The organism is Methylobacterium sp. 142-1Y (genome assembly GCF_057747795.1).
On sequence record NZ_CM173224.1, the window covers coordinates 2184106 to 2198383 of the forward strand.

At 62.4% G+C, this 14278-nt stretch carries 10 protein-coding genes; 7 read left to right on the top strand and 3 right to left on the bottom strand.

Annotation, left to right across the window (positions count from 1 at the left end; translation table 11 throughout):
• Positions 1 to 23 precede the first annotated feature (23 nt).
• Together AC3AOF_RS09955 and AC3AOF_RS09960 are read right to left on the bottom strand one after the other, a co-directional pair.
• Positions 24 to 3320 (bottom strand): GAF domain-containing protein, encoded by a 3297-nt coding sequence (locus tag AC3AOF_RS09955; RefSeq protein WP_488348385.1) that lies wholly within the window; start codon positions 3318 to 3320, stop codon positions 24 to 26.
• 324 nt (positions 3321 to 3644) lie between these two features.
• Entirely contained in the window at positions 3645 to 3881 is a 237-nt protein-coding gene (locus tag AC3AOF_RS09960) for a helix-turn-helix transcriptional regulator (protein WP_488348386.1), read from the bottom strand.
• 112 nt (positions 3882 to 3993) lie between these two features.
• On the opposite strand from AC3AOF_RS09960, the gene AC3AOF_RS09965 reads away from it, so the two are divergent.
• From AC3AOF_RS09965 to AC3AOF_RS09975, 3 genes are all read left to right on the top strand, one after another.
• Positions 3994 to 4881: a 3'-5' exonuclease gene (locus AC3AOF_RS09965; RefSeq protein WP_488348387.1), complete on the top strand. Its 888-nt coding sequence runs from the start codon at positions 3994 to 3996 to the stop codon at positions 4879 to 4881.
• Positions 4882 to 5798: 917 nt separating this feature from the next.
• Positions 5799 to 6527 (top strand): hypothetical protein, encoded by a 729-nt coding sequence (locus AC3AOF_RS09970; protein ID WP_488348388.1) that lies wholly within the window; start codon positions 5799 to 5801, stop codon positions 6525 to 6527.
• The gene (locus tag AC3AOF_RS09975) at positions 6524 to 8827 is read left to right on the top strand and encodes a Mu transposase C-terminal domain-containing protein (RefSeq protein WP_488348389.1); all 2304 of its coding nucleotides are present in this window, start codon (positions 6524 to 6526) and stop codon (positions 8825 to 8827) included. The genes AC3AOF_RS09970 and AC3AOF_RS09975 overlap by 4 nt, the downstream gene beginning before the upstream one ends.
• Before the next feature lie 145 nt (positions 8828 to 8972).
• Here the strand turns inward: AC3AOF_RS09975 and AC3AOF_RS09980 are convergent, their stop codons facing one another.
• Entirely contained in the window at positions 8973 to 9152 is a 180-nt protein-coding gene (locus tag AC3AOF_RS09980) for a hypothetical protein (RefSeq protein WP_488348390.1), read from the bottom strand.
• Positions 9153 to 9255: 103 nt separating this feature from the next.
• Here AC3AOF_RS09980 and tnpC point away from each other — a divergent pair, with 103 nt between their 5' ends.
• The 4 genes from tnpC (at position 9256) to AC3AOF_RS10000 (ending at position 14211) form a co-directional block, all read left to right on the top strand.
• Complete coding sequence (tnpC, locus tag AC3AOF_RS09985) at positions 9256 to 10539, top strand: IS66 family transposase (protein ID WP_236993540.1); 1284 nt, start codon at positions 9256 to 9258, stop codon at positions 10537 to 10539.
• A 16-nt stretch (positions 10540 to 10555) separates the two neighbouring features.
• The gene (locus AC3AOF_RS09990; protein WP_488348391.1) at positions 10556 to 11449 is read left to right on the top strand and encodes a TniB family NTP-binding protein; all 894 of its coding nucleotides are present in this window, start codon (positions 10556 to 10558) and stop codon (positions 11447 to 11449) included.
• Complete coding sequence (locus tag AC3AOF_RS09995; RefSeq protein ID WP_488348392.1) at positions 11446 to 13290, top strand: TniQ family protein; 1845 nt, start codon at positions 11446 to 11448, stop codon at positions 13288 to 13290. The genes AC3AOF_RS09990 and AC3AOF_RS09995 overlap by 4 nt, the downstream gene beginning before the upstream one ends.
• Before the next feature lie 192 nt (positions 13291 to 13482).
• Positions 13483 to 14211, top strand: a complete 729-nt coding sequence (locus AC3AOF_RS10000) for an ImmA/IrrE family metallo-endopeptidase (protein ID WP_488348393.1) — start codon at positions 13483 to 13485, stop codon at positions 14209 to 14211.
• Positions 14212 to 14278: the final 67 nt, after the last annotated feature.

The window sequence follows — 14278 nt, forward strand, 5'->3', positions numbered from 1 at the left end:
GGGGGTGAGACTGACCCATCGAGCTAGTGGACCTGAACTTGAACTTCGGCGAGCGGCGCGCGGAACTCGGCTCTGAGGCCCGTGGGCTTAAAATCGAGGTCGGCCTCACGGGTTCCCAGCAATCCCATGCGGATCAGGCGCGACCCGAAGCCGCCTTTGTTGCGCGGAGGCATCACGGCCGGCCCGCCCGTCTCGGTCCAGTCGAGGACCAGCGTCGGAGCGGCTCCGCCGCCGGTCCGCCAACTCACGCGCACCATTCCGCTCTGGGCGGACAGCGCGCCGTACTTGAGGGCGTTGGTTGCGAGTTCATGCAGCAGCAGCGACAGGGAGAGCGCCGCTTGGGGACTGATGTCCATGTCCGGCCCCTCGAGCGCGAACCGATCCAGGTCCGTCTGCATACTCAGCACGCTCTCCATCACGGCGCGGAGCTTGGCGGCCGACCAACTCTTCTGAATCAGGACGTCATGAGCGCGGGACAGGGCCAGCACGCGGCGCTCGAACGCCTCGACCAAGTCGCGCTCGCTCACGCCGCGCAGGGTCTGCGTGGCGATCGACTGCACGATGGCGAGGGTGTTCTTCAGCCGGTGGGCCAGCTCCTTGTTCAGGACCGCCTGCAGTTCCTCGGCACGCACGCGCGCCACACCGACTTCGACCCGGTCGGCGACGTTGCGTAGGAACGCCAGTTCCTCGGCCGTCCAGACCCGCGGCTGTACGTCGTGGACGATGAACACGGCAACCGCACGCCCGCGCTCGCGCACCGGCATGTTGATCAAGGCACCGATGCCGATCGCCTGCATCGGGCCGGGGGCGTTCCTGGTGCGTGGATCGGTCGTGACGTCGTCGATGACCAGCGGCTCGCCTCGAGCGAGGTGGGCCCGCAGGTCGCCGTAATCGTCGAAGCGGTGTCGTCCGGCGATGCTGACCTGGCCCGGCGCGGTCCAGTCCTGCTCGATGTCGATGAACTCGACCTCGCCGACGATGCGCCCGAACCCTGCGCGGGTCGCACCCAGGGTACGCCCGACGATCTCGGCGGCAGCCTGTGTCATCGCGCCGACCGTGGTCAGGTCGCGCAGGTCATCGCCGAGAGCCAGGAGTGCCATGCGGCGGTTTTCCGCACTGACCCGTGCGGTCGCGTCCAAGAAGATAACGCCGAAGCGGTCGCCTTCGAGCTTGAACGCATTGCCGTCGTACCAGCGACCGTTAGGGGCAAACTGCTTGGTGAACCCCCATGCTTCGCCGGTCTCGACCACTTGGGCAAACGCGGTGATCCAGTCCTGCGCGGCCTCGCCGAACAGCTGACGCGCGGTGTGTCCGACGACATGGTCCGCCGGGATGCCGATCTGGGTCGTCCAAGCCGGGTTGATGTCGATGATCCGGAAGTCGGCGATGTCGCCGGCGCTGTCGCGGATCGCTTCGGTGAGCTGAAATCCTTCGCTCAGGCGCTCGAACAAGCCCCGCCAATGCGCCTCGCTGGCGCGCAACGCTTCCTGCGCCGCGCGTCGCTCCTCCACATCAAGGAGGACGCCCGGGAAGCTCAACGGGGTCCCGTCCGGCCCCTGCTCAACGCGCCCGTTGGCCTCGATCCAGTAGTAGCGCCCGTCCGCACGCCGCACCCGGTACTGATGCGCATAGGCCCCGCCTCGTGCGATGGCCTCGGTGATTGCCGCCGCCAGACCCGCTTGGTCGTCTGGGTGCACGGTAGCGACGATCTGATCCAGCGGGATGCCGTCTCGACCAAGCGTCGGATCGAGGCCGAAGGAGTGGGCGAAGGCGTCGTCGATCGTGAAGCGGTCGGACGGTATGTCCCAGTGCCACGTGCCGATGATCGCACCGGCCGCGAGGGCCAGTTGAACACGTTGGATGTTCTCGCGGGCTAGGGTTTCGCTGGCCCGCAGCTCCGCCTCAGCCTCCTTGCGGGCGGTGATGTCCTGCACCGTGCCGACCATGCGCAGCACGACGCCGGCGTCGTCCCGCACGAAGCGTCCAATCCGCGAGATCCAGCGTAAGGCACCGTCATTCGCGCGCCGAATGCGGTACTCCACCTCGGTCGAGGCTGTGCCGTCCCGGATCGTGGCCTGTGTCGAGGGGATCCCGCGGTCCTCGGGAACGGCCAGGGTCGTGAACGTTTCCAGCGAGTAGACCCCGGCCTCCGGCACGCCGTAGATCCGACAGTGCTCGGCCGACACGCGCGCAAGGCCGCTCGCGACGTCGACCTCGAAAGTGCCGATGTGGGCAGCCTCCTGGGCGAGCCGTGAACGGGTATCGCTGGCCCGCAGCACCGCATCCACATCAAGGCGCTCTCGGACGCCTGACATAAGGCGGGCGAGCGCGGCGAAGGAGGTCAGAGCTCCAGCGTCGAAGGCGGGCTCGCGGGTCGAGACGAACGACACCACGCCGACGAGCTGGCCGCGGCTCATGATCGGGTAGCCCGCGAAAGCGTCGAAGCCTGCCTCGCGCGCCAGGGCATAGCGCGGCTCGGTGCTCGCCTGCACGGCCTCCAGCACGAGGGGCCGCCGTGTTCGGACGACGATCCCGCATAATGGCAAATCGAGATCGACGCAGCTGAGGACGGCACGCTGCTCGTCCGTGGTGCCGACCGATTGGACGAGCCGCAAATTCCGGCCTTCGGGGTCGACATCGTAGATGAAGCATAGATCGAAGCCCAAGGCCTGCGTGCCCATGGCCAAGATCGGTTCGAGCACGGCCGCCGGATCAGTCGCGGAGACGAGTGCAGAAGAGGCTTTGGCGAGGAGGTCGAGGCGTCGCGCCTGTTGCAGCTCGGCGCGCTGGTTGGTCAGGATCTCGTCGCGACGCGCGACGTCGCGGCGCATCTCCAGGAGAACCGAGACCTGGCGTGCAAGGGCGCGCAGGTCGTCGGCTTGCTCAGGCGTCAGGCCCGCAGGTCGGGGTGCAGTATCAATCACACATAAGGAGCCGACGACCTGTCCGCCCGCCAGGCGCAGCGGTGCGCCGGCATAGAACCGGATGTTGGGCTCGCTGGTGACGAGCGGGTTCGCGGCTGTGCGCGGGTCTGCCGTCAGATCGGGGATGACGAGGAGATCGGGTTCGACGAGGGCATGAGCGCAGACCGACGCATTGAGGGTGGTCTCGCACTGGGGAAAGCCGACCCGAGCCTTGAACCACTGGCGATCTCCCGCCACGAGGCTGACCAGCGCCACCGGCGTCGCGCAAAGGCGTGACGCCAGACGGACAATGTCGTCGAAGCCTTGCTCGGGAGGCGTGTCGAGGACAGCCAACGCATCAAGGGCTGCGAGGCGGGCAGGGTCGCGGACGGTCGTGCTCGGTGTGTCGTTCTGCATTACGGGCGGCCGAAAGGGCCGCATCGCGCCCCAACTCCGGTCTTGTCGCAGACCGGGCATCGTCCTGCCAGCCCCTGGACATATCAGACAGGGGCAAGGGGGCGTGGTGCCTGTGTGGGGTGGCACGCAAGTGGCCGGCTTTGCTCCAGCCCATGCTGATCATGGGCACACATGAAAGGGGTGGTGTCGCTATAGATCGATATTGTAGCCCCAAGACACCGATACCCGGATGCCAGCGACGAGTTTTGCACCGCGTAATATTTCAAATCGAAAATTTCGGATGCCCGGGCCTTTGACAGCGAATTTCGTGTCAGCGGATAAAGTTTATTTACCGATATTCGAAGTTAGAACGATTCCTTTCGCGCCATCTTCGCGCACGATTTCCTCGACGCCTCCCGCACGCAATGCTTCCACCAGACGGAGCATGGTCTTCGGATGCGGTGTCTGCGTCCCGGCTTCATACCGCGCGACGACCAAGCGCTGCACGCCTGCGCGCTCCGCGAGGTCCGGCTGCGACCAGCCCAGCGCGGCACGTGCCGCCTTGATCAGCCGCCTATCCATCAAAGCGCGTCTGATCACGAAAAAGTGATCGACCAAAAACGATACGCTGTGTATCGTTTTCCCCAGCAGTATCTATCTTGCGATTGTCCTTCCCCAAGGGAGAGTGAGACAGATGCTTGACATCGATCCCGAAATCGTAGCGTCCGCGCTCGAGCGGCATGGTGATTATCGTGTCCTCCGCCGTCACCGACCCCGTCGTGTCTTCAACGATCCTGGAGATGCCGAGATCCGCCACGGCCTCGTCATCGACCTTGAGACAACCGGTCTCGACCCGGAGTACCATGAGATTATCGAAGTCGGGATGCTGCCGTTCACATACACTGTTGATGGCCGCTTGATCGAAGCCGGCACCCCGTACGGCTCGTTCCAGCAGCCGTTTGGTCCGATTTTGCCCGAGATCACGCGCCTGACAGGCATAGACTTGCCGATGGTCGAAGGACACATAATCGATCGGTCCAGAATCGCAGCTATGGTCGACGAAGCGCACTTCGTCATCGCGCACAATGCCGGGTTTGACAGGAGATTTGCCGAAGACCTTTGCCCGGGTTTAGCACAAAAGCCCTGGGGCTGCTCTCTTACGCAAGTCCCCTGGGCAGCCGAGGGAATGGGCAGCAAGCTCAGCTACATTGCTTGCGATTTCGGTATGATCTATTCAGCTCACCGCGCCGTCGACGACTGTCAGGCAACGCTTGAGATACTGTCTCGTCCGCTACCTCAGTCGGGTCGAACGGGCTACGAGTACTTAATTGAGAATGCATTTGATCCAACGTACCGAATCAAAGCCGTTCGCACACCGTATGAGAGCAAAAACATCCTCAAATCTCGGCGCTATCGGTGGGACGACGGAAGCAAGACTCATGTGAAATGCTGGTACAAAGACGTACCAGAGGCAGACGTTGCCAGCGAACTCGCTTGGCTACGGCTCGAAATCTATCGCTACGAAGCGGACATTCCGGTCATTCCGATCTCGCCGTATGATCGATTTTCAGCGAGAGTCTGAGCTTCGGTGTAGCAGTTAAAATCGCCCACTGACTACGATATCTGCATCAGGCGCATTTGCTGGCGCGTGTCAATATCGAGACAGCCGAGGTACATGTCGTAAACTTGAATGCCATTCAATGTTGCACCTGAACAAAGGAGATCATTCTCGAGTCTAATAAATCAATTATGTACGATTAACCATGAGGATAGACTCATGGTTCAGTGCCAGCGACTCGACTCGACTCAGAGATGCCGCACACTTACAAAATGTGCTGCGACCACAAGCGAGCGTCATCATACGCCCAGGTTGGATCGCAACGCCGCCCACAAGAGAGCGCCACCATACGCCCGGGCTGGACCGCGTTCGAGCCTCATCCACGAGTGAGCGTCACCATGCGCCCGGGTTGGATGAGATGGGCTATCTCCATACGCACTGCGAACACGGAATGGCTTAGCTGCAAGTCAGTCAGTGCGTAATCGAAGACTTTCTCCGGCTGCTCGGCGCAATGCCGATTGGCCCTAATCAATCGGAAGGAAAAGGATGATGTGTCGCCTGAAATCTGGCTGCGATCCGGGCCGTATCGTCGCGAGGTTCATCCGATAGCCCTCGGGTGAACCTCGCGACGAATAATGAACCGCCGACGCCTCGCCTGAACAGCTGCGTCAACCACCCGCCTGAACGGATGCCGTGACAACCCGGCACGAGCAATCGTGCCGACTCGGAACGGTTATAAGCGTCGCACGCCTCGTGTGACGACGCAAGAACCGCAACGAGAAAGCCGGGGTATAACTCCCCCTGGGCTGTCTCAGCATCCTCCCGTCATTCGAGGACGCCGATCCCACACCGTGCATCGCCGCATGGATCCGCTGGGGTCGCCGGCTTCGTCGTCCCGTGCTGCCGGCCGGCAGCGCGATCACTGACGCACGAGGATCACCATGTCCGATACGACAAACCCCACGCTGTCCGGGGCCCCGAGCGAGCCAGACACGCCCTTCACGCCGCCAGACCCGTCAAGCGCCTCGCGCCGGATCACGCTGCGATCCAAGGGCTCTCTCCGCGGCAGCCTGGTCACGACGACGGACCATCGACAGCTCGACTACGAGAGCACCATTGAGCGCAACGCCGCGGTCGTGTTGCTCGCCCGGCGGGACGTTGTTCGCCTAGACGACCAGCCTCCCGCCGTTGCGATTGTTCTCCCGGATGGGGCCCCCAGCCACCACACGTTCGACTTTCGAGCCCATCTCGTTGACGGACGCCGCATCGCAATTGCCGTGAAGGACGAGGCGCGCGCCGCCAAGCACGATCTCGAGGGCTTCCTGCGGCACATCGCGCCGCAGATCCCACGCGACTTCGCCGATGGCCTCGCCCTGATGACCGAGCGCCGCATGTCGCCGATCATCATCGCGAACGCCGTCCTCCTGCACGCCGTGAGGCGAGATCCCCCGAACGCGGCCGATGCCGCCATCCGCGACATCATCGGAACCCTCACGGGCGATGCATGCATCAGCGATCTCGTCGCCAGGAGTGGTCACGGGGCCGACGGCTTCCGTGCCGTCGTGCGGCTGATCGGGACCGGCGACATCAGGCTGATGCGCGACGAACACATCAGCTACGCCAGCCGCGTTGCAGTGGTCGCTCGAACCGGTGGGGAGGGCACACGATGAAGCGCCCCATCGTACCGGCTGCTGCGAATCTTCGGCTCAACCATTCTGATGGCCTGACGGTCGACGGAACGCCGTATCGCGTAATCAGTGAAAGTGAGAGCGGCTTCGTCTTCCAAAACATTAGCAGTGGGCTCCACGAGGGCTTCGAGCGTGACCGGATCGCAGCGCTGTCGCTCGCCGGCCGGATCGAGTTCAGTGCCCGCCATCACGGGGCCCTCGCGGTCCGCACGCGGCTTGAGGCAGGGTGCAACTCTCTCGCCGGCCTACCCCCTGGAGATCAGGTGGAGGTTGTTCGCAGGCTCGACTGGCTCACTCGCCTTTTGAAGCGTGAGGCGGCTCAGAAGCTTGCAAATGCCGGCAAACCGCGCCGGGAGCTCATTGGTTTGCAGATCCGCTCGAAGGCGTGGTTCTGCAAGAACCTTCGCGAGATCCAGGACGAGATCGATGCGGAAGCCGCGGCGCGCTCGCGACCGCCGCGGAAGGACGGCACCCCTGCCAAGCCGAGGAAGCCTCGCTATGGCGGCGACAAGGGAGGATATTACGGCCCGGGCCTCCGGACAGTTCGGAAGTGGCTGGCGGACTACGAGCGGGCGGGTCGTAACCCGCTGGCCCTCCGGCCGAAGTTCTCCCGCTGTGGCAACAGGACACCGCGTTACGCACCAGAGGTCGAGAAGCTGCTGTTGGAGCACGCAGCTGGCTTCGCGTCCGAGAAAAAGCCGACACGAGAGGGGTGCCACAAGAAGTTGCGCGCGACTCTCGACGAGTTGAACGCACAGCGCAAGGCACAGGGGCTCCCGCCCTTCGGTGTGCCATCGGATCGTACGCTCTGCCGTCGTATCGCCGCCCTCGACGAGTTCCTCGTCATGGCGCGCCGGGAAGGGCTCGAGGCGGCCACCCGCACACACCGCTTCATCCTCGGCGAGGCCGAGGCGATCCGCCCCGGCCAGCGCGTCGAGATGGACGAGTGGAAGATCGACCTCTTCGTCCTGCTCTCAAGCACAGACCTCCTCGACGGACTGTCCGAGGAGCAGAAGGATGACCTTAGAAAGCGCCGCTGGATGCTGTGCGTGGCGATTGATGTCGCGACGCGGTGCATCCTGGCCCTTCGCCTCGACACGACGTCGAGCGTCCGGAACGCGGTCTCCACGCTGGAGATGGTGGTCTCCGACAAGAGACGCCTCGCCGATGCAGCCGGAGCGCGCGCTGTTTGGGAAAGCATGGCCCTACGCCCGGAGGTTGTCGTCACAGACAGCGGCTCGTCGTTCATCTCAGACGACTTCCACCTCGCAGTGATCGCACTGGGCAGCGCCCACGATGTGCCGCCCGCGGGAATGCCGCATCTACGCGGGTCCATCGAGCGCCTGTTCCGGACGATCAGCCTACAACTCGTCAGAGAGTTCACCGGCCAGACCTTCGAGAACTCCGTCGCCCGCGGGGACTACCCCGCAATGGATCGTGCCAGCGTCACAATCGAAACCGTTGCGTTGACCCTCGTGCGCTACGCCGTCGACGTCTATCACAACCTACCGCACGAGGGTCTTGGAGGTGAGACGCCAGCGCACGCCTGGAAGCGGCTCACGGACCTCTACGGCATCATTCCGGTCCCGGGTCGCAACGAGCGACGCGCCATCTTTGGTCTTCGGATCGAGCGAACGCTCGGGCGACATGGCCTGCGCTTCATGGGCCTCGACTACCAGGCGGACGTGCTGCGCAGGCACTACCTGCAACGGGGTGGTGTGGGCCTTGCCGTCAAGGTCGATCCGCAGGACATCGGTGCGATCTCCGTCGAAATCGAGGGCACGTGGCACGACGTCCGCGCCGCGACCTCCGGCTTCGACGGCATCCGCCTCGCCGATCACATGGCCCTCTGCACGCGCCTCCGGCAGCAGTACGCCGATCAGGCACAGATGACGGAGGCGCTTGTCCTTGAGGCGCTGCGCGCAATTCAGGCCCGGACGAGCGAGGCGGAACGGGCAGCAAACTTCCTGACGCGGTTTGCGGAGCCGGATGACATTGCACGAGCCGAGAAGAATCTGCTCGAATTTGTGATCCCGACCGACGCGGACTTCGCTGGACGCACCGTCGTCGATCCGCTCGCTACCGCGATCCCCGTCGTCGACCCGCTCGCAACCACCATCCCCATCGGGCGAGCTAATTCGAGCCCGGATGACAGCCGCGCGGCCATGCCGGCCGCGCCGGCTACCCCGAGGCGATCCGTGCGACCGACCCTGCGCGTCGAGCCCGACGAACGCGAGCGATCCGCGCCCAAAAAGCGTCCCGGTCTGAGCATCGACGACTGACGCTACGATATCGACGGCGCGTGCTGCCCCGCAGGACCCGTCCTCCGATCGGTATACAACACCACGATTGGAATATCTCATGAGTTGTGCCGTTGTTCATTCTGCCATCAAGATCATGGAGACAGTAAGGAGCAAGTACGTAGCCTCAAAAATCGACAAAGATCTCGAAGATGCGATCAGATATCTCCTTGTCAATCATGCTTTCCGTGCCAATCCAACTGTTATGACGATAGACGAAAACCGGCCCGAGGGTCGCCTTCTCGTCATCACGGGACCAAGCGGTGCTGGGAAAACGAAGAGCTTGATGCGAGCGGTCCGTCGTCATCCGTAATTACCCAGGGGGGTGCCGTGACGGGCGGCTCGGTCGCGGCTTAGGTGTCATGTCGCCCCCCCTTGCCGTCTGATGGTTTGGCTGATTCCCTGTCGGGATGAGCCGCAGCGATTTGGAGCGCCTGAGCAAGGAGGAACTGATCGAGCTGGTGCTGAAGCTGCACCGGCCGGAGAAGACCTCGCGCACCTCGTCCAAGCCGCCGGCCACGGATCGCAAGGAGAGGCGGGAGAAGTCCCGTCCCGGCGGGGCCAAGCCCGGGCATGAGGGCCACAAGCGGGCGCTGACCCCGGATCCGGATCAGGTGGTGGAGCATCGGCCCTGCGCCTGCTCGTCGTGCGGCGAACCACTGCCGGCCGACCTTCCGGCCGAGGTCGTCAGCGTGCACGAGCGGATCGACCTGCCGCTGGTTCGCCCGGTGGTGGAGCAGCACCGGCGCCTGTGCGTGACCTGCCCGGCCTGCCGGACCCGGGTCGCCGCCCGACGCCCGGCGGGAGCCGACGCGACACCCTTCGGGTCGCGGCTGCACGCGGTGGCGACCTACCTGAAGACCTTCCAGGCGCTGTCCTACGAACGGTTGCAGGCGGCGTTGTCGGACCTGTTCGGGCTGAAGCTCAGCCAGGGCGGGCTGATGAACGTGCTGCGGCGCGCCCAAGGCTGCTTTGCCGGGGGCCGGGACGCGGCGCTGGCGCGTCTGCGGCAGGCGCCGGTGGTGGCCTCGGACGAGACCGGGGTGCGGATCGAGGGCACCAACAGCTGGCACTGGGTGTTCCGCTGCGAGGAGGCGGTGGTGCATCACGCCGCCCCGAGCCGGTCTGCTGCTGTCGTCGGCGAGGTGATGGCCGGGCACCGGCCTTTGGTGTGGCTCTCGGACCGGTACTCGGCCCAGCAGGGACACGGCGAGCGCCAGCAGACCTGCCTGGCGCACCTCGCCCGCGACGTGGCCTATGCAGCCGAAGCCAGCGACGACCTGCTCGCCCTGCGGTTCAAGTGGTGGCTCGACAACGCCTTCGGGCTCGCCCGCCGGCTGACCGCGTTGGCCGCCTCGACCCTGGCGCGCAAACGGCGCGAGTTGGAGGGGGATCTCGACGCCCTCCTGAAGGTGCCCGCCACCTGCGACCTCACCCGAGCGCTCCAGACCCGGATGCAGCGGGCGCGCGACCAGCTCCTGACCTTCGTGGCCTTCCCGGGGAAGGTCGACGTGACCAACAACGCCTGCGAGCGCGACCTCCGGCCGGCCGTGGTCCAGCGCAAGGTGACAAACGGCTATCGGGCGATGTGGGCGGCCAAAGGCGAGGCAGACGTGCGCACCGTCGTCGCCACCGCCGCCCTCCGGACCAAGGCCACGCCCTTCACCACCCTGCTCGCGACCATCACCGCCTGAGCAACCCCCCCTCCAAGTGAAAGAGGGGGGGGCGGAAAACGCGCGTGCCGAAAAATACCCCCTGGGTAATTACCGTCATCCTTTGCTGCGTGGGTTCGACCTTGATGGCCCTGATGGGCCGCTGGTTTCGGTGACCGTCACGTCGCCATGCACGCTCAAACAACTTGGCCGCGATACCTTACGGACGGTCGGATATCCTCTGGAAAGAGATATTAAAGAACACCTCGTCTGGGAGCGTGTACGACACCGACTCATGGAGCGAAAAAAAGCACTGCTTATTTTCGATGAGATGCAGCACATCACCCAGACCGCAAATGTCTTCGAGCAGGAAAAGGTCGCAAATACCATCAAGGACCTGATGATCAACCGCGAATGGCGCTCGTCAATCATCGTCTGTGGCCTGCCCGCCGTAGCCGACTTCATTCGCTCTGACGAGCAGCTTCGGCGGCGAGCCACATTCCTGCAAATGAAGCATCTGCGCATGCCTGACGACAACCTGGGCATCGCCGATATAGTCAGCGGTTTGGCAAAAGTCGCCGGGCTGACCTCGCAGGGCGACAGCGAGATCGCGCCGCGTCTCATCCACGCCGCCGGCGGTCGCCTCGGCGTTGCCGTCGAAATTACCCAAAACGCCATTGAGATGGCGCTCGCACTGTCTGATTTCGAGACCGGTGAGGCCGACGGCGAACTCGCGCTCCTGAGCACGCTTGGTGCATCCACCCCCGGCATCCTCACGATCCAACATTTCGCCGACGCTTTCAGAAGGCGGTCCGGCTACGCCAGCGACGAGAACCCGTTCATCAGCCGCGACTGGACAAGCACGATGGCTCCAGGACCTGCGCCAACGGACGATTCGCAGCGCCCCCGCCGGCGGCGCTCGCGCAAGGTCTCGGGAGGGAACGTTCGATGACCAGCCTGCTCGCGCTTAGCTGCCGTCTCGCCCCTGGCGAGTCGGTGCCGAGCTTCACGGCGCGGCTGGCCCAGCGCAACGGCGTTGGATCCGCACGCGAGTTCTGCCTCGATATGGGCATGACCTTCCAGGCCTGCATCGACGGTGAACCTGTAGCGCTCGCAAAGCTCGCGCGCCTTACGGCCCTTCCGCTTGAGGTTCTCGAGCAAGCCTCACTACGGAGAGAGGGTATAGGCTTCCGCCTGCGTGGCGAGAGCCTGACCAGATTTTCGGTCCGGCGCGCTCGGATCCACGCTTGCCCCGCGTGCCTTCGCGCCGACCTCGAAGTGGGCGTAGGTGGCAACGAGCCTGCGCCGTATGGCCGCACGGAATGGTTGCTGCGTGTCTTCAGGGCATGCCCTGTGCACGCATGCGCGCTCACCGACGTCGGCAACAAAGAAATCGACGGGCCTCACGCGCTGCACGACTTTGCCCTCCACATGCGCGGACGCGAGACCGAGATCGCACGTCTCGCCGATGAGGCCGCTCCAAGGACGCCGTCCGCCCTCGAAGGCTATGTTCGCGACCGTCTTGAAGCCATCGCGCGAGGAGGTACGTTACTCGACGGGTTGGAGCTTCACGCCGCGATCACGACCTGTGAAATGTTGGGCGTGCTCGCGACACGGGGACCTGCGACGAAGCTTAGGTCGCTGACGGAAGAGGAGTGGCACGACGCTGGTGACGCTGGCTACTGCCTCGCACGCGGAGGGGAGCGGGGCATCCGTGCTCTCCTTGATGAGATATGGCGAGCGCATCCCTTCGGTCGACGTGGGGCCGCGGGGCCTCATGCCGTCTTCGGATTCTTGTACGAGTGGCTGGCCCACGACCAAGACGGGGCAGCCTTCGATGCCGTCCGCGATATCTTTCGCCAGTTTATCGTCCAGACTATACCTGTCGGACTTGGTGACGATGTCCTCGGGCAATTTGTCAAGAAGCGGGAGCTCCACTCGATCTACACCACATCGCGCGAATACGGCCATCATCCTAAGCGTCTTCGAAAGGTTCTCGCGGCGGCTGCCCTGATCGGAGAAGATCACCAATTTTTTTCCGATCACCTCGTAACCTTCGATGCAGAGCGGGCACGCAGCGTTCTGGTGGATGAACAAACCTGCATGCCGCTCAAGGACGTTGCGGTATACCTCAACGCCGGCCGTGTTCCGGCACGCATCTTGGCTGCTGAAGGCTTCATTACCCCGCGCACTGGCCGTGCAGGCGAACGCGGTACGCTTAGGGCAAGCTACGCCACCGCCGATCTGGACACCTTTCTTGCGCACCTCTTCGACGGAGCCGAATCGGTCACGGGCACACGCGACCAGGCCTACCCCATCCCAGCCGCAGCGAAACGCGCTTGCTGCACCATCGCCGAAGTCACACGATTGATCTTTGATCGGAGACTCGCTTGGGTCGGCCGGCAGGCGGGTGTCGAGGGGTATCTCTCGGTCCTCGTCGATCTGCCGGAGGTCAAACGACATGTACACGGTCCCGCGTACGAGGGTATGACCGCACACGCTGTTGAGAAAATCTTGCGGACGAGTACGAGGGTCGTGACCGGCCTGATTCGCGAGGGGTTTCTGCCTCGGAAGACAGTTATTAATCCGATCAATCGCTGTCCCGTCGACCTCGTCAGCGTCGCCGATCTAGATGCTTTTTGTGCGAAATATGTCTCATTTTCCGAGTTGGCGAAATCTAGAAGAGTGAGTCCGTTAACTTTGAAATACATTCTCGCAAGCGTCCCACCCGCTATCGAGAGAGATCGCGTAGGAGCGGCGTTCTATCTGCGCGAAATTGTCGAGAAAATTTGATATATATATTCTATTGAAAGTTTCTATACCCCGGCATAGTCCGGGGTTTTTTATTTCGCGCATTTGCTGATATTTAATCATGGAGAATATATTTTGCTTCGGATCAGACAATACAATGGTTCGGAGATGCCGTACATATCGTTCGTTTTTCGGATACAACCTGAATAAATACAGTTACTTACATCCGCCGTCGTGAAAAACTATGCGTCGCTTGACAGCGGCTTTCTTTTGAAGGCCGCGCCCTTCGCGATTCTGGTGCTGGAGACTGGAATGTTTCGCGATAGCAAAGCAACATTTCGCAGTCGCGAAACGGTTGCGGGGATAGCGGCAGCAGCCCGACAATCCGCAGGCCTTTCATCCGAAATAAATATAAATCTTGTGGATTATATATATGGATTTCTCCGTCTTAGATTAAAAAATCCATTGGATATTGTTATCAATGAAACCTTAGAACACAATGCAGACGCCTTTGTAAGATTTATAAAAGACGAAAAAATACAATTGAACGTGAAGGCATCAATCTGGCAGCAAGCGAAGCAAAACTTCTCCAGTGCCCGCTTCATTATGGCCCATGAGGTGGGCCATATTATAATGCACAAGAATGATGCGCTTGCCTACTCTAACGCACCATACTCCGTTGTTCGGGCACTAGCCGAAGAAGATCGAGCCGAACCGCAAGCAAATTGGTTTGCTGATGAATTCTTGGCTCCCTTAGACATGATTGATGGCTTAAACAGCGTCTATGATGTAGCAGAATTTCTCAATGTTCCAGAAAAGTGCGCCCGCCGTCAGCTGGAGCTATGCTTAGACAATCAAAGGCGGCGGGGTATAGCTAGCCCTTACAGCGATATGTGCCCAAACTGCGGATCATTGACACTAGGGTCCGATGGCAAATGCTCCAATGGGCGCGGCTGTATATGAATTTGTATTTACATGCCCATCGGAAGTTTATTACTAAAATCAATTTCTATAATGGATATTTATAATT